Origin of the sequence: Pedobacter kyonggii, assembly GCF_004310665.1 — a bacterium.
Taxonomy (GTDB): domain Bacteria; phylum Bacteroidota; class Bacteroidia; order Sphingobacteriales; family Sphingobacteriaceae; genus Pedobacter; species Pedobacter kyonggii.
The window spans coordinates 253,874-280,598 of the sequence record NZ_SIXF01000003.1 but is presented as its reverse complement, the minus strand read 5'-3'; the positions used below and the strand labels follow the sequence as shown (position 1 = coordinate 280,598).

At 38.2% G+C, this 26,725-nt stretch carries 14 protein-coding genes; all 14 read right to left on the bottom strand.

The features are described 5' to 3' along the window. Position 1 precedes the first annotated feature (1 nt). The gene (locus EYS08_RS05440; RefSeq protein ID WP_208745791.1) at positions 2–1,204 is read right to left on the bottom strand and encodes a glycoside hydrolase family 27 protein; all 1,203 of its coding nucleotides are present in this window, start codon (positions 1,202–1,204) and stop codon (positions 2–4) included. A gap of 140 nt (positions 1,205–1,344) precedes the next feature. Continuing rightward, positions 1,345–4,509, bottom strand: a complete 3,165-nt coding sequence (locus EYS08_RS05435; RefSeq protein ID WP_131028926.1) for a glycoside hydrolase family 2 TIM barrel-domain containing protein — start codon at positions 4,507–4,509, stop codon at positions 1,345–1,347. Between the two features lie 214 nt (positions 4,510–4,723). Further along, the gene (locus EYS08_RS05430) at positions 4,724–6,430 is read right to left on the bottom strand and encodes an alkaline phosphatase family protein (protein WP_131028925.1); all 1,707 of its coding nucleotides are present in this window, start codon (positions 6,428–6,430) and stop codon (positions 4,724–4,726) included. 12 nt (positions 6,431–6,442) lie between these two features. Then, positions 6,443–8,383 carry a M60 family metallopeptidase gene (locus EYS08_RS05425; RefSeq protein WP_131028923.1) on the bottom strand — a complete coding sequence of 647 codons (1,941 nt, stop codon included), beginning with the start codon at positions 8,381–8,383 and terminating at the stop codon, positions 6,443–6,445. 17 nt (positions 8,384–8,400) lie between these two features. Then, positions 8,401–10,134 (bottom strand): DUF4983 domain-containing protein, encoded by a 1,734-nt coding sequence (locus EYS08_RS05420; RefSeq protein ID WP_165456385.1) that lies wholly within the window; start codon positions 10,132–10,134, stop codon positions 8,401–8,403. Positions 10,135–10,160: 26 nt separating this feature from the next. Further along, on the bottom strand, positions 10,161–11,834 hold the full coding sequence (locus EYS08_RS05415) for a DUF5008 domain-containing protein (protein ID WP_131028919.1): 1,674 nt from the start codon (positions 11,832–11,834) through the stop codon (positions 10,161–10,163). 30 nt (positions 11,835–11,864) lie between these two features. Then, complete coding sequence (locus EYS08_RS05410; RefSeq protein WP_165456384.1) at positions 11,865–12,530, bottom strand: fasciclin domain-containing protein; 666 nt, start codon at positions 12,528–12,530, stop codon at positions 11,865–11,867. Between the two features lie 89 nt (positions 12,531–12,619). After that, positions 12,620–14,161, bottom strand: coding sequence for a RagB/SusD family nutrient uptake outer membrane protein (locus tag EYS08_RS05405; protein ID WP_131028915.1), 1,542 nt, complete (start codon positions 14,159–14,161; stop codon positions 12,620–12,622). Between the two features lie 16 nt (positions 14,162–14,177). Then, positions 14,178–17,336: a SusC/RagA family TonB-linked outer membrane protein gene (locus tag EYS08_RS05400; protein WP_131028913.1), complete on the bottom strand. Its 3,159-nt coding sequence runs from the start codon at positions 17,334–17,336 to the stop codon at positions 14,178–14,180. Between the two features lie 35 nt (positions 17,337–17,371). After that, complete coding sequence (locus EYS08_RS05395) at positions 17,372–18,412, bottom strand: DUF5007 domain-containing protein (protein WP_244215861.1); 1,041 nt, start codon at positions 18,410–18,412, stop codon at positions 17,372–17,374. Positions 18,413–18,422: 10 nt separating this feature from the next. Continuing rightward, positions 18,423–19,097 (bottom strand): hypothetical protein, encoded by a 675-nt coding sequence (locus EYS08_RS05390; RefSeq protein ID WP_131028909.1) that lies wholly within the window; start codon positions 19,095–19,097, stop codon positions 18,423–18,425. Positions 19,098–19,111: 14 nt separating this feature from the next. Then, positions 19,112–20,710, bottom strand: a complete 1,599-nt coding sequence (locus EYS08_RS05385; RefSeq protein ID WP_131028907.1) for a RagB/SusD family nutrient uptake outer membrane protein — start codon at positions 20,708–20,710, stop codon at positions 19,112–19,114. Positions 20,711–20,728: 18 nt separating this feature from the next. Beyond that, positions 20,729–23,722, bottom strand: coding sequence for a SusC/RagA family TonB-linked outer membrane protein (locus tag EYS08_RS05380; RefSeq protein ID WP_131028906.1), 2,994 nt, complete (start codon positions 23,720–23,722; stop codon positions 20,729–20,731). A gap of 1,140 nt (positions 23,723–24,862) precedes the next feature. Further along, positions 24,863–26,566 (bottom strand): FAD/NAD(P)-binding protein, encoded by a 1,704-nt coding sequence (locus EYS08_RS05375; protein WP_131028903.1) that lies wholly within the window; start codon positions 26,564–26,566, stop codon positions 24,863–24,865. Positions 26,567–26,725: the final 159 nt, after the last annotated feature.

Genomic DNA, 26,725 nt, shown 5'->3' with positions numbered 1-26,725 from the left:
GTTATACTTTTTTTAGGCGGAAAACCTTCGTTTCGTGAGCAGTTACCTTACCATTCCACTTATTATTTCTGCCAATTACTTTATGTTGCCATAAATCCCTGATCTCGTATTTATCGGTCAGCCCTAACTCGGTAAAGTTTATTTTTGCATTTTGAGCAGCTGCCGATTTATTTAATATCGCTATCGCGAAATCTCCATTGGCTAAAGGACGAACAAAAACATCCCAGATATCGGTTTTGATTTTTCTTTCGGCCTGTTTACCCAAAGCATCCTGATTTAATGCAATTACTTCTTCGTTTGTGAAAATGTTTTTTGCTTCATTATCCATTTTACGGATATCGCAGCTTGCATATAAAGGAGAATTAAGCATACTGTATAAACTCATTTGACTCTGATATTCAGCTTGGGTACAACCTTTGCCATTAAAAGCTGATGAAGGGCCTTTTGTACCATGTAAGCCTGCCACAAGCATATCTCCATCATTCCATCTGCCCGGGCCCGAAAAGCTTGCCAATCCGGCTGTTTTATCTACCACATTGTAAATACCTACCCCCCCCTTGCCTTCTACATCATTCCATTTATCCCTGATATCGTAAGTAGTACGCCAGCTTTGTCCGCCAACCTGTGCACCCCAGTTCCAGGGTTCGCGTGGACCCCATTCGCAGATTCCCAATACAATATCTCTACCCGATTTACGTAGCGCCTGGGCTATTTTAACATAACGGGCTTTAGCAGTTTCAACATCTTCTGGGGCATTGCAATAGTCGTATTTTAAATAGTCTATCCCCCACGAAGCAAAAGTTTTGGCATCCTGATCTTCGAAATTTAAACTTGCGGTATAACCACCGCAGGTTAAAGGAGCAGCATCAGAATAGATACCCAATTTCATCCCCTTGTTATGCAGGTAATCGGCCAGGGCTTTAATGCCTGAAGGAAATTTCTTTGGATCGGCAATGATTTTGTTTTTATTATCGCGGCCACCTTGCCAGCAATCATCTAAAAAAATATATTGATAACCTGCTTTCACCATTCCACTGGCAACCATTGCATCAGCCATTTCTTTAATATCTTTTTCGTTCGGGTTTTCGGACATGATGTTCCAGCTCATCCAGCCCATTGGTGGTGTAGCAGCTAATTTTGATTCCTGTGCAAAGCTGATTTGAGCAAATAACAATAAGGTTAAACAGATTTTGATAAATTTCATATGATTCTTTGATTAGAAAGTTCTTCAATTCTTTAGGAAATGGTCGTCATTCCCGCGCAGGCGGGAATCTTAATGCAACATATAGACCTAGCTAAAGCATTAAGATTCCCAATCGAGTTGGGAATGACGAACTATGTATGTTACTTAATCGGTTTGATATAATAGCTGTACTGGTAATCTTTAAATGGGATCTGGTATTGAATTAATGGCATAGCGCCCCAGCTATCAATCCCCTGTACGCCCAATTGTTGCATATCCATATGTACATAAATCTGGTTGCGTTTTACCAGTTCGCCAGAGTGATATTGTTTTTTTTCAGCCTCCGGATCGAGATCTTCTACCGAATACGGCAACGCATTAAAACTCAATAACTGATCGGCAAATTCGAACCGTAAGCCCTTCCCTGCTTTATTGGTAAAAGTTACCCAACGTACATCGGTTTTATTACCACTTTCCTGAGGACGGGCATAAGGAAAATACTGATCTGCAACCGTTGATTTATAAGTACCAATTAATGAAGCCGTTTTTCTATCTACATAATTTTCGCCCGGACCACGGCCATACCACTGGATATTGCTGTAATCATTTTTCAGCTGCAGATCGTTACCGATACGCATTAAACTTTTGTAGTTGCCTGTTACGGCTTTGAATTGATTATTTACTTTTACAATACCATCAGCAGATACGTTAAATTCTTGTGTGGTTTCTGCATCACCTTTAAGTAAAGACGATTTAATGGTTAGGGTAAAGTCATCAGCAGTTGAATTTACAGTTGATTTAATATTGCCAGCACTATTATCCTGGTACACATTACGCCACATGCGTAGCTTTGTATTTAAGCCCGCACCGATATCGTTATCGGTTGGTGCACGGTAAAATCCAGGTTGTGGCCCCGAAATCAGTAATTCTTGCCCTTTTGAAATGTAACTAATTAATGTACCCTTGATTAAATCGAAAGTGATGGTAAAATCGCTTCCTTTAACTACTGCTTTTTCGGCTGTTTGCTCAACTTTTAAAGTTTTCTTGTTGCTGGTATAAACATTGGCTTTTGGCATCCCGGCCAACGCAATCTGTTCGTAAGCAATTTCATAACCTTTTTCCAAAAATGGTTCAGCTGTTTTTAAGTGGTAGCGAACGTTTAAGAAATATTCTTTATCCGTAGCATAATTCGTTTTAAATGGTAGGCTTAACAGCTGTGTTTGGCGCGGACCAATATTTAGGTTATTGACCACACCAGTTTGAATCACCTTTCCATCTTCAACCAATTCCCAGTTTAATTGTAAGTTGCTAATATCTTTAAAGAAATAGCTGTTATTTACATTAATCTGGTTGGTGCCATTAAAAGTAGTTTTGATATATTGATGTACTTTTTTCAATTCCACAGCCATTGGTGTCATACCACGGTATGCGGTAACCACACCCTTTACACAAAAATCGTTATCGCTAAAGTTTTCGTCAACGGGGCCGCTTAGCGGGAAATCACCTCCATAAGCCATAATGCGTTTGCCATTTTTAACGGTATCAATTGCCTGATCAATCCATTCCCAAACAAAACCACCCTGTAGTTTAGGGTTGTTCTCAATGGCATCCCAGTATTCTTTAAAATTACCCAAACTGTTACCCATAATGTGGGCATACTCGCTCATAATAAACGGGCGGGTTTCTTTATCCTGTTTCGAATAACGTGGCAGATAATTTGGCGACGGATATTGCGGAACAATCATATCGGTATTGAAATCGCTCTCGGCTCTTTCGTATTGTACCGGGCGGAAATTTTTTCCTTTAAGCCATTGGTAAGCCTCGTAAAAGTTAACACCATTTCCAGCTTCATTACCTAATGACCAGGTAATTACCGATGCATGGTTTTTATCGCGCTCGTACATCCTGGTAATGCGCTCCAGATGAGGGATACGCCATTGTTTATCGTTGGCAAAAGTAGTTTCCAAACTGTAATAACGGCCATGCGATTCGATATTGGCTTCGTCTATTACGTACAAACCATATTCATCGCAAAGTTCCATCCAATAAGGATCTGGCGGATAATGAGAATGACGAACTGCATTTACATTCAGTTTTTTCATCATTTCCATATCTTTTTCCATATTGGCATGGGTTAAAGTATGGCCTTGAGTGGCATTGTGTTCATGCCTGTTTACACCTTTTAAAAATACACGTTTACCATTAACCAATAAATCGCTTCCTTTAATTTCTACAGAGCGAAAACCCACGCGTTGTGGAATTACCTCGATTATTTTATTGTTTTTATCTTTTAAAGTGATGTAAAGTGTATATAAATAAGGAATTTCTGCCGACCAGTTTTTTACATTACTGATCTGTGTTTTAAAAGAAAGATCGGTTTTATAATTGCCCAGCACTTTTTGGATTGTGGTAGCGTCTTTCCAAACATTGTTTCCTTTGGCATCAACTAAATCGAGTGCTACGTAAAAACTATCGGGGCGGCTGTGGTTGGTGCGCTGATCGATTTTATAATTTTCTATCGCTAAATCTACATTTAGCAATCCGTTGGTATAAGTGGCATCTAAATTACCAATAACTTTAAAATCGCGGATATCTAATTTTGGCGTGGAGTATAAATAAACTTCGCGCTCTATTCCCGATATGCGCCACATATCCTGGCATTCTAAATAGCTGCCATCGCTCCATCTGTAAACCTGCAGTGCGATGGTATTTTCTCCTGGCTTAACATATTTAGTAATATCAAATTCTGCAGCCAGTTTACTATCTTCACTATAACCTACTTTTTTTCCATTTACCCAGATATAAAAAGCAGATTTAACAGCACCAAGGCTGATAAACACTTGTCTACCGCTCCAGTTAGCCGGGATATTGATTTTTTTACGGTACGAACCTACCGGATTATCATCTACAGGAATATCGAATGGAGGGTTCATTTTTGCGCCTGTTAGCTGTCGGCCGGCAAATTCGTAAGGTTGATTAACGTAAATTGGGGTACCATAGCCATTGGTTTCCCAATTGGCGGGCACTTTAAAATTATCCCAACCTTTATCATCAAAATCTACTTTATAAAAATCGGTAGGTCTTTTACGTGGATCTTTTACCCAGTTAAATTTCCAGACACCATTTAACGATAAAAAATATGCTGATTTTTCTTTGGCTCTTTTAGTTGCTAAATCTTGATTTTCGAAAGCAAAAGCCGATGCCCGCATAGGCAAACGGTTTACCGAAACCACTTCTGGGGTTTGCAGTTCGGAAGGCAGATCTTGTGCGCTGATTTGCCCGGCAATAAATAATGATGTAAATAAAATGGTTAATTTTCGCTTCATTTTGTGTGTATAATTTTGGTTTGCTGCTCCAAATTACTGATGATTGGCTGATAATGATGAAAATGTTTTAGCGCAAACGTTTGAGTTTTAAATATGTTACCGAGCAGTTAGTTTATAGGTATAATTCACGTCTGTTGTCGCTTTGGATATAGCATAAAACAGAAAAAACCCTTTGCCACCTCTGGCGGAAAGGGTTTTACTAACTAAACTACTACTATTTTAAAAATTCTATTTCAAAGTTTTTAAGGTAAGGTTTACCATCAAAGCCGAAATCAGGAAGGATATTGATATTCATCCAATACATGGTTAATGCAGATATATCACTCACTGTAGATGGAATTGATAAAGATGATGTTACAGGTTCTGGCGTTGTTCCCGGAGGAAACAATGCGGCTAAATTTACCCAGTTATAAACACCAGATAGCGACATATTGTAACCAACAGGTGCCTTATTGAAAAACGTTCCCTCAGTTCCTTCATCCATAGGCCAAAAACCTACTAAATTAGCGTAATTAGGGTGTTGGGTTATGTCTTTAAGGCCAACGTTTGCTTTTATAACTGCATCACTTAAAGCCACATTAAAAAACGATAGGTTTGCTCCATAAAAAGGTGTAGGAGTATCTGTATCACCTTTTCTGTGACCAACTCTAAGTAATTCTGATGTGGTTAAACTTTTTTTAGCTAAAATATCAGCAGTTGCTTCCAATTTTCCATCAGTATAAACTTTAAGCGATCTTGCTGTTGCTACTCCTTGTGCATTAACCGTGGTATTGATACTCATTGTCAGCGTATGCCAATCTGTACCTGGTGCAGTTGTTGCAACTATTTCCTGTTTTCCCGATCCGCCATTTGCAGAGCCCCCTACAGTAACCAACCATTTGTCGCCGTAATGCCCCCATTGCCAACCCGTAATGTTAGAACCAGTCAAATTTGTGCTTTTGCTAAAGAAAGTTGGGTAGTTAACGTTTGTACTATTAAATTTAACATCCATTTGAACAGTAATACTCTTAGTATCTCCAACATCATAAAGGCTATTGTCAGCAGGTACTTCAGCCTTTGATGAGGTGGTGCTAAAAAGTACAGGATTAAAACCTGATTTTTTTAATTCGAAAGGCTTAAAAGCAGGATTATATGCTAGAGTGAAACCGTTGGTAGGATTAGCACTGCTACCACCATGATTACTGGTAACTACTACCAGCCAATCTTCGTTTGCGAAATTTTTTCTTGCCTTTAAGGCTGTTAAAATATTACCAACATATTCGTCAGCTTTTACAATGGCATTTTTATAATTGGTATTGGTTGCAATAAAGCCGCCGTTAGCACCAGCAGCTTCTACCTCTCTAAAATTAACAAACATGATACCTAAACCTGCTTGGTTGGTTAAGATATTTACTGTACTGTCTTTAACGGCTAAATCGGTCGACACTACAGGTAAAAAATCTGCATTACGCATGTAACTGCGTAAGTTAGCCCAAGGGGTAACCAAAGCTGTTTTTACAGATTTATACTGGGTTACGTAATCGAATACGTTGCGGTAAGATACGATAGCTGCATGGTCATCACTATTCGGATCTTGAGTACGTTCAAAATTATCATTACTGATCTGATGTTTTGAAAAACCTGTACCCGTTAACATTGATACCCATCCTGCAGCATCAGAAGCCGTTTTTAAAGTATTATAAGAATACTTCGAGTTTTTTTGCAAGGTTGCAATATTGGTTGGCGCAACAGTCTGCAACTCAGACCCCGTTAAACCATCAATACTGATTACCAAAACCTTACGCTGACCAACCGTGAGATTTTTTAGCTCTTGGTATATTGCTGGTGGGTTATTGTATTTCTTACATCCCATGTAGCCCAGTATGCCTACTGCGCAAAAACTAAGAAGGATGATATTGTATATTTTGTTGTTAATTTTCATAATAAAGCGCCATTAAGGTTTAATAAGATTACACTCTGATAAGTTGGCATAAACAGCATTAGCACCGTTTTTAATTACCACTTTGACAAACTTCGTGCTTACATTTCCACCTGGAAAGTTAAAGTTGTAAACTGCGGTATTTTGAGGTAAAGTTGTGGTACCTACGCTTACATAATTTACATTATCGTTACTGGTAAATATTTCTACATCTTTTACATAACCAGCTGAATTATTTTGTCTTTGCGCAAAAGTTACTCCTTTAATTGAAATTGGTATTGGCGACCCAGTACCTAATACAATGCTTATAGGAAAAGTTTCAGCAGCGGTTGGAGATGAATATTTAGAATGCCAGTAAGATGCAGCAGAAACCACACCATCAACCAGAGCAGCGTTTGTTCCATCACCAGATTGAGTAGAACTTACCGATACCACGGTAGTAGAATAAGTAATAGTACCAGTACCACCTGTTTTGTTTAGTGGATTATAAGTCCATATAGCAGTTTTTAAGGTCGGATACTTTGCCGCAACTTTAGCTACAACCGCATCGCTGATTAAAATACCCCAAGCCCCAAAAAATGGAGATAAGTCTGTTTGGGTATAATCAGAAAGCTTTTCGTACACAAAATTATGCTTGGTAATATCGCTCGAATTCAATCTGTCTGCATGACGGGCTTGGCTATAAAGATAAGTCATTGCACCATATCCGTATTTCTCAAAAATCTGCACAAAAGGTGTCATCCTTTTAAATGGATCGTTGATTGCCGCATCGGTATCGAAATTCTTAGTACCTGCAGTAGTGGCATAAGTAATTGCCTGAGGAAAGCCACTTGACACCGCTGGATGCAGGATATTATAATTGGCACCAATTCTGTTGGCTACTTTAAAGCTAAACAAGTTATTGGTTGTTTCACCCAGTGTGCTCCAGCTCCAGACACCAGGTTGTTGGCAGTTATGACCAAACTCATGATATGAACCCCATTGGCCATTACTGGTATTTAGATTATTCACGCTGGTAAAGCTTTTAAACCATTCACTATCGTTTTGGCCTACAAAAGGAAAGCCAGAGTGACCATAACCTAATGAAAGTTGAATATCTAATACTCCTCGCCACTGACTTTGTGGACTACGGTCTCTGATATCAGGCGCATTATCTGATAAGCCCATCCAAGCATTATAATCCAAGTCAAATACATCATTCCATTTGGTCATTGCTAAAGTAGGATTGGTGAAAGGCTCTGACGAGTTTAATGTAGCCAGTACTTTATCTCTTGGAATGGTAAAGATGACACGTTTAGTTCTTAACTCAAGCCAAGGCACAGCTGATGCTTTTACTTTGGCCAACCAAGCTTCATCGGTTGTTTGTCCTAAAATAAAATCAGGCGATACACAAGCTCCAGTTATGGTAAATGTAACAGGATTAGCATAGGCAAAAGTTGCCAAGATATAAATATGTCCGCCGTAAAGATTACGCACATAATTTACACCCGAAACCAATTGCTTTCTATTATAAATTACAGGATCGCGCAGTAAGGTAGATTTACCAGAAAGATCATCGGTATGAGCACCAATTTGTACGGTTAGTCCATCCACACCTGCCGGCACTACAATTTTGATTAGTTCTCCAGGTGCTGCATAAAAGCCCGTGCTATACTGTGGCGAAGGTGCAACCGAGATTCTTAAATTTTGTGAAGTCTGATCGGTAAAGTTCAGATCCAGCGTAAACTGAACATCTTTTACCCTAGGTTCAGACTGATCTACCAAACCAGGAAATACTCTTGCTTTACCGTACATAGATTTATCGATTACCTTCATATTGGTATCAATAGTTCCTTCGGCCACATTCTGTGAGTTGTCTGGATAACCATCCTGAATCTCATAGCCATACTTTTTACAAGCAGTTAATACCACTAGAAGAGATAGGCCAAATATTTTAGTTAACTGATTAAATTTCATTTTATCAAGATTTAAAGTTAATTAGTTGGTAATGATACTGTTGGACTATACAATCTACCCATCAAACCCCATTGAGGAGAAACGGCAATATTTAACCAGTTGTAAATAAGCATTGGGATATCAACACCATTTGGCACAGAAAGGTAGGCAGCAGGTGAAATATCTGGAGAGACATTAGGCGAAATTTCTTCGAACTGCGCAAAGGCCACATTACTGCTATAAGTGAAATTATTTCCTTTTCCAGATTGATCTAACATGGCCGTACCGCTTGTTTCATTTCCTGGCCAAAAACCCAACAGGTTACTAAAAAATGGTGTAGTAGATTTTATCTGTGTTCTCATTATTGCAGCTACTTCTGTAGCAGACATGGTTACATTAAACAAGGCAACATCCCTGATTAAAAGATTGGTTTGTGTATTACCATCAGTTCCTACATCCCCTCCTAACCTAAGTGGAATGTTGTTATCTATATTTCTTCCGTTTATAGATCCTGAATACCTGGTTAGCCCATCAACATATAGCGTAAGTGTTCTTACACCGTTTAACAGGCCAATGGTAAAGGCTACAGTGTGCCAGCGTCCGTCACGGATATCGATACCAAAGCCTGGGCGCGGAGTACCTCCCCAATCTAACTGCGCACTATTGCCACCAAAAAGAAAGCCCCAACCTGTAGATGAAACAGAATTAAAAGCACTTCTTTTTGCCAAGAACATAGGGTAATAATTTGCCTGTCCATAATCATCCCTAAATTTGAACATAAAAGTAAAATTGCCAGTGGTACCAAAATTACCTATTGCTGTATTATTCTGTATAGCGGTAACATTCGTAGCAGTTGTAGCAATAAAACGAGGGGCTGTACCTACAAATGGATAACTATTTGGATCTGGTTGTGCAATTTTTACTGAAGAAAACCGTGGATTGTAAAACGCGATATAAGCATTTCGCGAAGGGTCATTAAAAATATTTGAACCTACTACGCCTCCAGATTGGCCACCCCCCTTATTAGAGGCAATTATAACCAGCCAGTTTTCGCCAGAATAACCTTTTCTAGCTTTTAGTGCTGTTAATATTTCGCCAATATAACCATCTATGCTTTGTATGGCTGCTGCATACGCAGGGGTGCTTGCAGTGTAACCGTTGGCTGCACCAGCAGTTTCGGCACTGTGAAACTGCGCAACTATCATTGATGGGTTGTTGCTAGCTAACTCGGCAACTACTCCTACTTTTACTGCAGCATCATCAGATACATTCTGTTTTACCGTTGCATCTGTCGCTAGTCTATCGTTAAAAACAGTTGTTGATGCAATTGAAACTGTTCTGGCATTGTTGATTGAACTATTAATCCGTGTAAAGATTGTAGGAGTAGCTTGTAAGTTTAAACCCGTAAAATCTTCAGCGGTTACATTATGTTTAGTATAATCGTAACCCGTTAACATGGTTGTCCAGGCTGATGCATTGGTAATAACATTGTATTTGTTATCGGCCAAACCATCATAGGTATAGGTAGCTTTTGCATTAATCTGAGCTATATTGGTAGGTGCAAGTGTTTTTACTGCCGTACCTGTTACACCATCTAAAACGATGTAAAGTACCCTTTTCCCTGCTCCTAAACCTGCTGTATCGTTTCTAAAACTTTGTGGCAGTGTATTTTCGAAACCCTTATTACACCCAGTGGCGATAAGGAAACAGCCAAATACAAAGGCCAGGCCTAAATATTTTAGGGTTATGGTTAATGTAAATCCTTTTTTCATATTCATTATGTTTGAAACTATATTGATCAATTCGAAAAATTTAGGCGCAATAGATTGTGCGGCAAAGTACTGTTGAAACGCAAAATATCGCCTACTAAAATCACTTGCGAACCAGTAGAAGTTGTGTTTTCTACCATATCGTAAATATTACCCTGAAAACCTCCGGTATTATTATACCCAACTGCCAGCTGACCATTGGCTTCCAAAACCATAAAACCCTGCCGCAAATAATCTCCATATTTATTAAAAGAGCCACTTACAATTATTTTCCCGTTGTTAAGCTGGCCCACAAAATTAGTTATACCGCCGGTTATGGCCTGTGCATTAAAGGTAGTGACGTTAGAGCCATCGGCATTTAACAGATTAACGCCTGAAGCTGTTTTACCATTAAAACTGGTAAAGGTTCCCCCTATTACAATTTTATTGGTTGTAGCATTATATCTAATGGAAATAATATCACTATTGGCACCCGAACCTACATTAAAGCTATTATCTACGCTTCCATCTAAGTTCAGTCTTACAATTCTGTTAGCTGGCACCCCATTAAATGCACTAAAAGTGCCCACCAAAATCAACTTTCCATCAGCCTGCATCATTGCATCTAAAATAACGCCACCAGCTGCAGCCGCACTTTGACGGGTAGATTTGTTATAATGGAAGGTTGAATCCATTGTACCATCCATATTTACCCGTACCATCTGGCGCATCCGGGTATAATCGTAAACTTTCTCATCATAGCTAGAATTTGGTAAATACATCCTTCTGTAATAATTAAAATTCCCTACAATATAAACCTGCTCATTAAATACGAAGGTTTTTCTAACCATTCCATCTACACCTGCATTAAATGCGCTAATGGTATCGCCATTTTTATAGGTTTCTTGTGGTTTTGGATTAATCACATCCCTGAGGATCAAACTATCTAATGATCCGTTGGTATTTAACCTAGCAACATTGCTTAACGTTTGGCGGTTTGTACGTGTAGAATTAAAGGCTGTAAAGCTTCCTCCAATAATATATTTACCAGCTTGCCCCCCTGTAGGTATTCTGGTAATTGAATAGATCATTTTTCCTGCGCCTCCAGCACCTTTACCAAAAGAAACACCACTTGTTGAGTAAGTACCATCGCCTAGAATTTGAGCAATGCCCCCAATAGGCAGCTTTTCGGTTCCTTTTAATTCAAAATCGTTAAATGCCCCGCCAACAAAGAAGTTACCACCAGGTAAAGACTCAATATCAAAAATAGTGCTAATACCTGTAGTATTTGTTGCCCCATTAATTACTTTCCAACTGGCATCTACACTCAGTTTACCTCCTACTTTAACAATAGGGCCAAAAAAACTTTGCCCTTGCGAAGTAATCCACATACTGCCTGTACTCGCTGTTAACGGAACTTTAAAAGTTAAGGTAGTATCATTTGTAGAAGCAGTAAGCACTTCGGCCTCAATTTCATTTACATAAACCTTAAAATCGTTAATGTATTTATTAAGGCCTTTCACCTTTACACTTAAAACATCACCTGCATTTACCACATCTGGATCGATTGCTTTGGAAACAAAGGTTAGATCCAATGGTTTCTTACCGCCAGCATAAGGATCTTCGGTAAGTCCTTTTTCCTTTTGGCAGGAAACCAAAGCTGTTGTTAAACATGTTGCTCCGAACAAAAACAGCTTAAATTTATATCTTATGTTATTTAACATTTTATTCAATTTATGGGTAAAACAATAGATCTATTGTGTTTTTGGACTAATACCTGCTGATATTGCCTGTTCGATAAAAATATTCGTATTAAAGCCAAAATTATGTTTGAACTTATTTAATACGTGTAAAACGCCATTAGTGGGCTGTATATCTGAAGTAGCAATAGGAATATTCACCAGCGATACCTGCGGATTGGACAGGTCGGGAATATAAGCCAAATACAATTGACGGTAACCTGCATATGATACTCTTGAAATTTCGGCACCTTTATCGTTGTAAACCACTGCATCATTAAAAATTACACCAACATTCATAATCCTTCCTCCATAAGAGGTGTACCCTTGACCAGGATAAGCCAAATAAGATAAAGTATCGCGCTGTGGATAATCTTTCAAGCGGTTTGCACCTTTAAAAATATATTGAGAAAGTATGTTCTTCCATACTTCTGGCTTTATCTGTGATAATTGAGAAACAGTATCTTTACCGTTTACACGCAATTCTACATTTAAGCGTTTAACCGATTTAAAAATAGATCCACTTGGTGGTGCAAAAAATGTAATGTTTTCATTGCTTATCACATCAGCCAAACCAGCCAGTTTAATCACAGTTAAGGTCGAATCAAAAAACGGTTTCTTTGTCTCCATGTACTGCATAATATTGCCGCTGTATTTTGCATCACTAATCCCCGTTTCCATATAGTACTTTTTACAGCCAGCTAATACTGATAAGATACAGATTAGTGAGAATAGCAGAGTTTTATGTTTGTTGTTCATCATCATATCTATTAATTCCAAAAATTATTACCAATTAAATTTGGGTTTGCGCTACGCTCGGCAGCACTAATGCTAAGTGGCCATGTCCAGGCACCAGCGTTTAGGTTACCTACTGATATAGGCGATTTTGTAAAATCGGAATTTACTACTCTCTTTGTTCTAACCAGATCAAAGAAGAACTGCCCCTCGCCAATCAGTTCCCTGCATCTTTCTTTATAAATTTCGTCTTTCAATTCCTGCCCATCTTTTATAATTAGTGGTGCATTGGCTGCGATTGTTACCCTATTGGCAAAATCTTTTGCTCCATTATCATCTCCTAGTTCGGCTAAAGCTTCAGCAGTTAGCAAATAACAATCTGGCAATCTGAAAACAATAGCACTATCATCGCTGGTTACTGTTATTGCATTACCTGATCCAGTTGTATACACATTTGCGAATTTTTTAAACTGGAAATTACCAGATCCTGCATCATAATTTTCGAACCAATTAGTCAACCTAGCATCTGTAGTTCCTGCTGGGAAAAGCTTGGTAATGTAATCTCTGAGATAAGCCATAGCGCTTGATGTTTTGTTTACATTACCCTGATAAGGGTAACGTGCAAAATAATAAGAGAAACCTGCTGGCAAAGAAAAGCCTTCACCATAGTTAAAATCTTGCAAAATACCGAATAGATTTTCTGTACTTCTTCCTTTGAAAATCTTTAATGTATTTTCAGGCGTAATAGGCAAAATCTTATAACTGGTGTAAGTATCCAATTCAGCTGCCAGTGTTTTTACTCCTTCATAATACTTTGTTTTACCTGCACCATCCCAAGCTGCAGCCCACATATTCAAATGCATTAACAATGCAACCGCCGATGCTCTTGTTGGTCTGAAACCATTAGATGAAGCATCGTTGTAGATAATTGGAAGATCATTTTTTGCCGCTGTCATATCCGCAATACAATTATTCATTACCGTTACCTGCGAGATCCTAGCTAATGGACTGCTATGGTAAGCTTCAGTATAATAAACTGCATCGCCAAATAACTTGCAGATAAACATATAGCTTAAATTGCGCAAGAATACAGCTTCAGCTTTATATCGTTTTTTATCAGCTTCGGGTAAGCTGGCTGAAGGTACTCTATCAATTTCGAAGTAAAGTATGTTCGATGCCGCTATAATATCATACCACTCTTTCCAACTCATAATGTTTTTCATCATGCTGTTGTACCTTCCGGTATTGTTAAGAATAAATTTCATATTATTACCACTAAGGGCAGTAAACGTATTGGAACCATCGTTATCCAAACTATTTACCTGCACATTATTGCCCCTTATTTCCAATGCAGGGAAAAATGCTCTGTCATCGCCGTTAAAAAACTGTGGTGTACCCGCTACTTTTGATCTTAAACGTGCATAAATGCCATTTGTAAACCCTTCTACATCTTCACGCGATTTCCAAAAATTGTTACCAGATTGGGCTTCAATAGGAGTAACATTAAGGAACTTTTTGCAGCTAACGGTAGTAAAAACCAGTGCGGCAAACAGGATTATATATTTTGTATTTTTCATCTTGTCTAATTTTGTCTTAAAACTCAATGTTTAAACCTAGGGTAAACTGTCTTGGAGAAGGATAACCTCCAGAATCATCTCTACCTAAACTGGTTACATTTTCGGGGTTCGGGCCAGAATAGCGGGTAATAAAACCAAGGTTGGCCGCAGTAGCGTTAATACTTACCCTGTTCATTCCGAATCTGCTTGTAAACTTTTTATCAAAGATGTAATACACTTTAACCGAATTTAATTTAAAGTAAGAGCCATCTTCCTGAAATGCGGTTTGGTTAAGCCTAAATGGGTCGATAATTCTCGAACGCAAAAAATCTAAAGGATTACCATAGGTAGCCACATCACCAGCTGAACGCCAGTAATCAAGCTGACCTAAAGGCACTAAACTGCCCGAAGCATATGGTAAATAATAGTTACGCAACTGGTTGGCCAATGGATTATTGATAATATCGCGAATGAGTGTGAAAGATGTATTTACCTCCAAGCTCCAGTTTTTCCACTGTAGGTAAGAAGTAAAACCACCAGTTACCTGAGGCTGCGAATTACCTGCAATTACCCTGTCGTTACCGTCGAGCACATAATTTCCATCCAGATCGGTAAAAACAGGATCGCCTGCTTTGAAATAGTTCAGGCGGTCTGTACCCCCTACGCGATAAGGCAATCCCGTATTCGGATCAACCGGAACCTGCGCATTGGTAGAATAAACACCTTTGGTATTATACAGATAATTAGATAAAGAGTTGGTACCTAAGCGGTAGTAGATATCCTGACCCAAATCTTTATCATAATAGATAAGATCTCTTAAGCCATCAGGTAGTTGCGCTAATATTTCCCGGTTAATGGCCAAATTCGCAGATACTGTCCACTTAAAAGCGCTGTTAGGACTTAATGGACGGGCAGTAGTCTGAAACTCCCAGCCGTAGTTTACGTTACTGATTTCGTTAGAGGCAACCGTTTCGAAAGAGTTAGCACTCGAAATATCCTTGTATCTGAAAATATTATCGTTCTGCTTGTAATAGGTATCGAAAACGAATGAGAAACGGTTCTGGAACAAACTAAAATCAACACCGGCATTGTATGTAGTGGCTTTGGTTGGCTGCAAATCTAAATTTGGAAGTCTTTTCAGATCCAATATTATGGAGTTAGCGTTGTTATAACGGTCGCCCCCTACATATTTACCATACGCATCAAAAATACCTCCTACAGGTTGTATGTTAGAACCATAGCTTAAACGGATATCGGCATAATCAATCCACTGGATATTCTGCATAAACTTTTCCTTGTTAAAGTTCCATTTTAAAGCGATGGATGGGTTGGCAATGTAACGTGCGTTTTCGCCATTTGCAGAGTTGGCATCTAAACGGTAGTTAAGATCTAGAACATATTTTTGTTGGTAGTTATAAGAAAATGCACCGGCAAAGGCCACGCTTCTCGCATCGTTATAATCGATTGTGCCCCCCAAAGAAGTCAGGTAATTGGTCATATTGGTTAAAGGCCCCCTTAACTGATCATTCACCCCTCTTTCGTTTAAAATGGCATCAGCCTTAAAAAAGCTCGAGTTGATCTCTGTAAAGGCAAATAAGTTAAAGGTGTGTGAATCTTCTCCGGCAGCATCCTTTAGACCATATACATAAGAAAACTGGTTACGGTTGTATAGTTTGGTTGCACGGTCGTTATAAGTATAATATTGCGATTGATTGCCATTTAAAGCAGCAGGCGAAAAATTATCCTTTGTATTAGAACCGTTTGTATAGTTTAAAAAGGTAGCAATCCTGAAATTCTTAAATACTTCGTATTCTGCGTTAATGGTGGCAAAAGTCTGTAACGATTTATTGTCGTTATCGGTACCTAGCTGTGCTAACAAACCACTTTGCGCCGAATACAGTGATGGCGATGGCAGTAAAGTAGAGGCAGAACCTGTAGCAGCAAGACCACTATTTAACAGTCCATTGCCACTTCCGGTCTGCTGTTTTTGAATGGAATTCTGCAACTGGCCCACCAATTTAAATTTAGGGGTTGGGTTATACTGCATATTCATATTGAGGTTATACCTAGAGTAACCTGTATTTTGCTGTATCCCGGTTTCATCAAAGGCACCTAAGCCTACTTTATAGTTAAAAGCCACATCCCCCCCTGAAACGCTTACATTATGACTTTGGTTAAATGTATTTCTATAAAAATAAGATTGCCAATCAGTTGAGTTATTGTAATACGCATTTAAACTATCAGCTAAAAGCGGCGAAGAATTGATCAGGTCAACTGCATGGTTGTAGGTACTGTCATTCTGCAAAATTTGCATAATACGCAGTTCGCGTTCCCCCCTACCTCCTATTACTGCACGCAACTGAGGTACCATCGAAAAAAATGAGGCACCATTATAACGCACAACCGGTACTTTTGAGTTACCACGTTTAGTGGTAACTAAAATTACACCATAAGCTCCTCTCGATCCGTACAATGCTGTAGCAGCAGCATCTTTTAAAGTGTTAATTTCTTCGATATCTTCTGGTGGAATCTGCGAGATTGGCGATACACCTGGCCCAGCCTGTTGGAAACCATACGAATAGTTGGTATTGTCATCAACAGGCACCCCATCAATTACAAATAATGGTGAGGTTGGTGTTAAGAAACTTGAACTTCCTGAACCCGATACGTTGATGTTCGAAATACCCCGTAAGGTAATAGAACCCCTAAAACCCGGTGCACCTGTATTGTTCTGGATATTAAGACCGGCCACTTTACCCTGTAAAAGCGACATTACATCACTTGCAGGTTGTCCCTGAATATCCTTACCCGAAATAGTGGTAACAGATCCTGTAGATAAAGTCCTGGTTTTGGTCTGATAACCCGCAGTAACCGTTACCTCTTTAAGGGTAGTATTATCGCCCTGTAGGGTGATGTTAATGTTGGCCCGATTATTTACCTTTATGGTTTGTGTGATGTAACTTAAATATTTAAAGGTGATTTCGGCGTTTGATGCAACAGTTACCCTAAAACGTCCGTCTCCATCAGTTTGGCCTAAAACCTTGCCACTGCTTAGAATACTTACGCCAGGCATGGTTTCTTTCTTTTTCGATTCGCCATCATAAACCGTACCTGTAACCGCAATTTGCTGTTGTGCCAGGGCAAGATTCTGCAAACCAAAAATCAATAAAATTACTATACTGTAAAAATACTTCATTGGAAATATATTTTGTTTGGATTTAGTTAGTTTCATCAGTCGTTATCAAATTTTGGTTTGTCATTCTTAAACTGGAAGATAATTTCCCAATCGCCCTCTTCGTAAATCTTGAAATTTAACGCCAGATAGCAGTGAAGTAAAACAGCACCAAATGCCTGTCTATCAAACCTAAATACTACCCTAGCCGCACCGCCATCTGTTGTCGTGTATTTTGTAGGGTAGGCGGTTAATGGAATAGGATAAGCCACATCAAATTTCACTTTAGTGGCATCTTTTACCATGTTGAAACCATGTACCAGATTGCCCCAATCGGTTAGTGCAAACTTATTTGGATCGATAACCTGAGCCAAAGTATCTACAAACTTGAAACTGATACTATGACCAGAATAGCCAGGCAAGCCTTTTGGCAGTTTATTAAATACTACACGCACGTCGCTCGATGATAAAAATTGATTTGTTCTAACACCTGAAATAAACAACCCTGATGGGCTCACAGAGGTAGATGTTCCCTGTCCTGTTACCGGATCGAGCGGTGATGGTTCGTAAGGACGCTCGCGCAATGGACGAAGGCGGAAGTTCTGAAAATATTTTCTCCCTCCAGTATTAGACATTTCTACATCGAAAACATAACCAGAATCTGGTTGTGCTTTAATCATATTGGAGTTGGCTTCGGCCCACATCAAAAACTCACCAGAATGTGGACGTACTTCAAATAGCGGGTGACTTTCTATTACACGTTTCGCTTCAATTTCTGCAAGCGATTTCTCGGTACCATCGTAAGCGGTTTTCCAGACCTTTACTGGCAATAGTTTGGTTAATTCGGGAGCTGGTTCGCCACCAAAAGTACGCATGTTTACAATTTTAAAATCTAATGGCCTGCTTGAGTTGCCATAGGTAAAATTGTTGGTAAATAAAGTATTTCTACCGAGGGTGGGCTGATATAAAAACTGCGTATACTGACTATCGTTGGCGATAGACAATCTATTATCAGGTAAATTTTTCTTGCACGATGCCAACATGAGCATCATGCCTGATAGCATTATAACTGCGCTAAGCAAGTATTTATTTGTTTTCATCTTCATAAGGCTATTGGTCTAATCTTGCTGTAAATTCATCAAATCCAAAATTGTGCAGCGGGGTTAAGATGTTAATGGTGGCATTATTGGTTTTAATATTAACCGCATTGGTAATGGTAGTTACCCAATTAAGCCGAATAGTTGAGCCAAACATATCGCTATACTCGAGTGTTGTTGCACCTCCACCAACAAAACCCGATGCATCTGCTTTTACCGCTTTAACATGCATAGGATAATTGGAAACTATTGTATTTAACGAAAGTCCATCAACACTATTAGTATAGGTACTGGTAGTTATATTGCCCCTAATAATATATTTTGAAAGCATAAACTCAAGTTCTGTCAGGTCTGCAGTTTTCAGATAAATAGGAGCTCTTCCGCCTGCTTTTCTGATTTGGTTTAAATACTTAACTGATGCTGCAAAATTTTCGTTTACCGGAGCAAATAAGGTTACTTTCTGATTGGTTAACGAATCTTTTAAGGCAGGAAAACGATCCAATACCAATAAAAGCGAATCAAAGGTATTTGATTTCGATTTCAAATAATCCAAAGTAGTTCCTTTATAGGTTTGTACCGTATTGGTATAATCGTAATAAGGAGAATCGCTTTTTTTGCAGGCACTTAAATAAATACCCATTACCCCTAGAAGTAATAACAGGCTATGCTTATATAATTTCTTTTTCATGATCTTCTAATTGATTATTGCCAGTATGGATTTTGGGTAACCGTTGGATTGGCATTGATGACATCTTGCGAAACTGGCCAGTAAATACCACCAGCATTCTCAAATTGTCTGAATGTAAGCGGCGTACCATTTTTCTTGATGAATGTGCCAGCAAAGTTTTTAAGCCTGTTGTACCGTACAATATCGTACCATCTCCAGCCCTCGCCCATTAACTCTCTTCTGCGCTCTTCAAAAATTGCATCAATTAAATCCTTACCAGAAGCAGGATTGTAGGTAATTGGCCCCCTTAAATTGGCTGCCTTATTTAACGCTGCAATGGCTTCATCACGTTGTCCCAATACGGCACATGCTTCTGCCCTTAACAGCGTAACTTCTTCTATACGGCTAAACAGCATTGTAGAACTAAATAAAGTTAAATCGCCAGAGGTTTGGGCAGTATAAATAACTTTGATCTTGTTAAAAATAGGTTGCTCAGAAGTGAAATTGTAAAAGTAGTTGGTGCGATATAAGCCTGTAACAGGGTTAAAACTGAACCTTAAATCCTTAGGATCTGTAAATATTTTAAGAATACTATCTTTAGTTACAAACATCTCTGGTTGCGCCTTAGGAATAAATGGAGATGCTAACGTTAACTGCTCGATGTGGCCATTTGCTGTTGATAATCCATTACCTGCTTCGAACGGAAAGCCTACCAATACAGTGGCACGTTTAAAGGCAAATGGACTATAGTAATTCAAGTTTTCAGTTAATGCATCCATCTCCAAATAAACAATTCCGTTAGAGCCGCTTCCGTTAGATCTGGTATAGTTGTCTAATACAAATTTCGTATAGGTAGCTGCATCTAGATAATTGCCTTCCCAAGCAGCAATGTGTGCAAGAATAATGTATGCTGATAATCTGGTAAAAATGTTTCCATTCCAGCTCGACCAGCCTGCACCATAATAAAGACCTGGAAGGATTGGATCATCACCTCCATATTTAAACGGCACCACCTGAGCCGCAGCCAATAACTCGGCCGTAGCAAATTGTAAAACCTTATCTTTACCTGTTCTTGGCAGTTTAATAAAATCGCCATCGTGTGATGAGGTTAACAAAGGCACATCCCCCCAAATCCTCACCATATAAAAATAGGCAAACGCTCTTAATATTCTGGCCTGCGCTATGTCTACATTGTTATTTATGATGGTGTAACGTGTATCTAAAGGAACGATCTGTTTAGAGCGTTCTATAAATAAACTTGCCGCATTAATTACAGCATAAAACCTACGCCAATTGGTAATACGGTTAATTACAGGGTATTGTGCGTTTAGCTGTCCGCTTACAATAGACTTTAAATCGGCTCTGTTGGTAATGGCGAAATCACCTTGTCTTAAATCGCCCATTAACCAATGCGTATTATCAGAAACAGTAGCCGAACGCATCAGGCCGTATACTGAAAGCAAGTTTGCTCTTGCATCCTCAAGTGTTTTCCAGTTGCTTTCTTCAGTAGCTAATCTTGTTGATTGTACATCATCAATTTTCTTACAGGAGAAATTGCCAATACCAATCAAGCTTAATATTAAAGCTAGGGTAATCGTCCTGTAGATACTAATTTTATAATTAGAATAATTCATATCAATAATGGTAATATTTTATAAATCCAGTTTGAAGCCAAAAACAAATGTTTGTGGAATAGTGATATTTGCGCCGTCGTAAATTCCATTGTAATTGATCAGTTCTGGATCAACACCTGAGAAATCGGTTAAAGTAAACACGTTTAAAGCGGTAGCATATAAATAAGCTCTTCTAAATTTTCCGCCAGCTTTTTTAAAGAAACCTGCTTTACTAAAATCGTAACCCAGTGTTATCGATCTTAATTTAATATAAGATGCATTCTCTAAAAACAAGTCTTGGTCAGTACGGTAAGCATCTACCGGACTCCATGGATTGTATATTGGATAGTTTTTCTCGCTATCAATAGATTGCCAAGAAGATACTTCTTTAACTGAGTTAATGTCATTTCCGGCTTCGCGGTTTACAAAGCCATAACGGGTTGCCTCGTATTGGTTAATTGCTTTTTGCCCGGCAGCAAAAATAAAATTGAAGTTTAGATCGAAGTTTTTATAAGCTAAAGTGTTGTTCCAACCGCCAACAAATTTTGGCAATCTATCGCCAGTTAATACTTTGTCTTTACTGTCTATCCTATTATCGTTATTATAGTCAACCCATTTTGGGTCGCCAGCTTTTAAAGGAATGCCGTTAAAGGTTCTGCCTGCAGGTACTTCTCCATCGCTATTATAAATACCCTGATTGGTATATAACCAATAACTGCCAACCGATTTACCTACCTCTAGTTTATTGTCGTTCTGATAAATTAATTCAGTTAAACCTTCTGGCAAAGCCGATAATTTATTTTTATTATAACTCAGATTTAAACCAGTATTCCAATTGAAACCGTTCTTTTTTTGTAAAACAGATCCGTTAACCAAAAGCTCAATACCTTTGTTATTAATGTTCATTCCCGATTTATACTCGGTAGAATAACCAGTTTCAACTGCAACAGGCAAGCCGATTACGTTATTTTTATCTTCACGGTTATATACTGTTACAGCTGCATTGATCCGGCTGTTTAAGAACGAAGCATCTAAGGTTACGCTAGTTCTATCAGCAAATGGCAAACTAATGTTGTATCCAATAAAGCCACTGTTGTATGGGCGGTTAATGCCCAACAAACCACCGTATCCTGGTATGGTCGGCTCTTCTTCCCAACCGTTTTCTGAGCGATACTGTGGTCCTGCTGCAAAACGGTCATCCTGAAAAACCCTCAAAGTTCTGCCCCATGCGGCGCTTAAATGTAAAGCATCAATGATTTTATAGCCTTTTAAAAACTGTTCTTTTAAATTCCAGTTGGCACTAAAGGCGGGTGTAGTTACCCAACGGCTATCTGGCTGGCCGTTAGAAGAACCATCTCTTCTTAACAATGCACTTAATGTTAACAGATTTTTATATGCATATTTTGCTGAACCATAAAACGACATTAAATTATTGCGCTCTTTATCGATATACCTGAACACATAAAAATTACTGTTAGCCAATACGTTTAGGTAATCTGGATTCTCAGATCCACTAATGGTTGGTCTTGCATCTACAAAAGATAATTTTACATAATCGTTCGGGCCATTGTATGCCCTTGCATAGTTATATTTATAGGTATCGCCTTGTAAACTCTGGCCAAGCTCAAAATCAACAACATGGTCTTTATTGATATCGTATTTGTAGCTCACGGTATTGTTCATCGAAACCCTTTGGCTATAACCAAAATAATTGGATACATAACTTACGCCTGCCAATAAAGTAGATGGAATAAAATAATCTCTGATACCCTCGTTGTAGTTAAATAAACCGGTGGTTGTTATCACCAGTTTGTTTACTTTTGCACTTAAGCTTAAACTTCCGTTTAATACTGTAGAGCGATTGTTATCTACATTTCTATCATTTTCAGTCAAATACGTTGCGTATGAGTCAGAATTTGGAGAAAGCGGACTGCTTAAATCGGGTATATAACGTGTTTCGGCAAAACGATCACGCAAACTTTTGTTTCTCGTCCGATCTAAACGAGCGGTGTTAACGGTGCTTGATACTGTAAGCCATTTAAAAGGAGCCATATTTATTCCGAAGAACAAATTGTAACGGTTAATATCCGTATCATCTGCATTTCCTGCATTCCTTGTTCCAGAGCCAAAGAACCTAAAATTTGCTCTTTCTGTGCCTCCGGTAATGCCTAAGTCGGCAGAAAATGTTGGTGTATTCTGGTAATATAAATCCGTCCAGTTTGACGGGCCAAAATAAGCCACGTTGGTAGAATCACGTAAATAAGAAGCAGGATTGCCAGTTGGATTATATTTTTGATAAAACTGGTTCCTAAAATTGTTTTCGTAAACGCCATTAACAGTATTTACCTGTGGAGCAGTTACATAACCAAAATAAGAGTTTAAACTAATATCTCTAAGTCCGGCCTTAGCATTTTTAGTGGTTATATATACAGCACCATTGGCTGCATTTGGACCTAGTTTAGCCAACTCGAAAGGATCTTTAATTACCGTGATAGATTGTATGTTATTAATATCTACCTGCGATAAAAGGTTAGTTGCAGGCCCAATCCTATTGTAATCATATTTCTGCACATCAAATGCAAAAGGATTATCGGCTACTAAAGGCACACCATTTAAATAGATGGCAGGCTGCAGGGCATAAATATCTTTCCTATTGAAAAGTAAACCTGATGCACCTTGCACGATAATGCTTTGTTCAGTTCCAGGTTCGCCGTTTGGCTCTTGTACATAAACGCCAGCTAAATTACCTTTAATAATTTGCTGTAACGATAAATTGGGAACAGGTGTTGAGGAACGGATATTAACCGTATCGCGTACTGTTTTAAATTTCTGTAGTGCTCTAACCATTTGGCCGATTGTATCGGTCTTTAGTGAAAAGGCGGACGAATCTTTTTTAGCTTTGATCGTATCTTGTTGAAATACAAAGGTGCTTTTAACACCTGTACAGAGCCATGCCTTGTGGGCATATAAAGATTGTAATCCAAAAACAGATAAAAACAAGGCAATACAAACGCTTGTATAAATTTTAACCATTTTATTAGTTTAATTAAGTTTAAGTGTTTAAAAAGTAATCTTGATTGTTAAGATGTAAGAAAGAAATGACCTCGATTTGAGATTTTTGGGCAAAGCAATGCCTGAAGACAAAAAGTAAAATTTTTGATCATGGAATATGGTTTAGGATGATTAATATTAATTCTTAGTACATGTAGAAGCACTAAGAATGATTAGTTTTTGTTTGTTTGCTATAATACCTTGGTTAGAGGTGCTTTATTATTTTATTAATTATTTATTATTTCTTGCTAGTTAACAAGATTTTTTGCTCGTAATACTAAAATAAAATATCGGCTAGTTATGATTTGTTAATGCAAGGTATATATTAAGAAAGTTGTTTTTTATTTTTTCTTAACGCAAACGTTTGCTTAAAAAATGCGTAATAAGCAAAGCTATAAATGGTTATAAACATTGAACAGCCGTATTAATCAACTAATTTTTATAATTTTTATAAACGATATTCTAATAATGAATAACTGTTAAGGAAAAAGCTTTAAATGATAGTTTGATTGGTTACTGATATTTGGCTTAAAGAATCATATTTAGGCTCGCTTACACTCAGAAAGGCTATACCATTTTTATAAATTTTGTAACTTTAAAAAGACATCACACAAATTAAGCGCAAACGTTTGTTTTTTTTACACAAAACAAGCTCTAACACTCCATTAGGGATTTTTTTCTCTAAAAGCAATTAAATGAAGTATACTATTTTTGAGTAATTTCTGCTCTCAATTATCAAATAAGTCAAACATCAACATAAGTAAGCTACTTTAAAAAAACTGCTGTTTATTATCTTGAAAAACAATAAATAATCCGTTTTACTCGCTGCATTTTTTGCAGAAACAACACTAATTGATTCATAAATCAAGCTTATCTTTACTACATCCTTCTTGTGATCAAAAAATACTGAAAACCTCATTAATTAAACCTTAAACAAGATTACAATGCGGATTACAAATCCGCAGTACAAAGGTCAGGATCTGCGATCCTGACCAACTAGCCTAAAGGAAAAACTGTAGCAACTCTACATGCCCAAGCAGGGCATAGGCGCATACCTTAAGTATAGATAGCGTATTGTTAGCGAATTAGTACTAATATTTTCGGTAGCATATTATTTAACACTTAGTTTAAAATACTGTTGAGCACCGCCTCTGATGCGGCTTCACAGAAATCGATTCCGGAATAATCGGGGTTATAGCCACCAATGTACGGAACGGCCATAATATAGATTCGTTCATTCACCTGCCCCGCTTCGTTAACCACCTGAAAATGATCGTTGATGGTGATACCAGGCACAGTTAAAAAGTAAGTATTGCCTTTCCTTATCACTAAATCATTATGCTTCATTTCTGCTTTTCCATTTTTAGCAGACTGGAACTGCAACATGGCCGGACTAACCGTTCCATTTGTAATTAAGCTTTTAAAAGGAAAATCATCGAAAGAAAGATGTGGCTGACCAACACAATCGATAAAGGTATCGAAGTGAACAGTCATCTCCTGATCACCCACTTTGTAATAATAATCTGCACCGCCTGTTTTTAACGGTTCTACCTCCGCATTATCCCCAACGGCAACAATGCTTAACACACCAGCCTCGTGCAGTGCCAATAATTCTCTGCACGAACTTTGGGGCACAAATGCAATTACAATAGAAATAAGGGGCATTAATACTTTTTGAAGCCGCTCCATATCTTCCGCAGACAGATATTTTGCCGGATAACTCATTGCAAAACTTAATACAGCCAAGGCTTCTTTCCAATAAATAGATTTTCGCTTTTCTATAGATTTTTCTGCCTCTTCATATTCTTGTTTAAAAAGATCGAAAGGCTCCATTTTTTCTCTGAACCCCATCATGGTCTCAACAAATTCTTCCAGATTCAATGCTTTAATCAGCTCATAAAAAGCTGGATCTTTTTCAATAAATATTTCCTTGAAATTCTTTTCAAATACAAAATCCAATGGCAAAAAGCCTCCATTCTCAGTTATACTCGCCTTAATTTCAGCTTTGCTCAGCGTTTCTTCCTTTCCCAGATGCGAATCTTCCAGATGAAAGCGAATAGCAGGTAATAAACCGCTACGCGAATGCATTACAATTTTAAAACCCGCGCTTTCCAAATGGTAACGATAGGTTCCATCCTCCTCTTCCTCAAACTTCCCGTTTTGACGTGACAGCGTCCTTAACGCATCAATTGCAGTTAACGACGAGCCCATAATAGCCACTGGATGATGAAGTTTTAATAAAAGTTTTTTCGGTGGGTAAGGCGAATCGAAATAATTGGGTATACGGCCTTCATATTTCTTTGGCCAATTGTGACCGATACAAATAATCACCTGGTCAAAATAGGTATTTTCATGCCCTTTAATGCTTATCCCTATCTTATTATCTGCAGGAAAATCGATAATATCTTTTACCACACAATTTAAATGTACATTGGTTTTTATGCCTTTTTTGGTCGCAGCATCTTTCAGCAGATTAAACTGGGCAGATAGGTATTCACCAAAAAACAGCCTGGGCAATACCTTATACTCGTTAAATTTCTCCTCGTTGATATTAAACTTTTTTAAAACTGATTTGGGTGCTATTTTCACCCAATCTTCTATAGAATTAAAAATGATCGGAATTTCATTGTCTGATACATTGGTGATGTGTTCTACATTAGCTCCTTCGGCACTATAAGGCATACCTGCCCCCAAATAATCTTTTCGCTCGAAAATATCTATTACAAAGTTGGTAGTTTTAGATTCGATTAATCTTTTATACATAAAAAGACCACTCGGCCCACCGCCTAAAATCGCGATCTTCTTTTTTGCTTTTTTAATATCCATTTATCGCTGCATTTATATGTGCACCTCAATTCATCAGATCATATAATCCAAAAAAAACGAAATTGTTTTATTTTTCACCACGGAAGCACGGAATTAATTACCCTAATATTGTCATCCTGAGGGATAATTTATTTCATAAGGATCAATATAATGATGTTT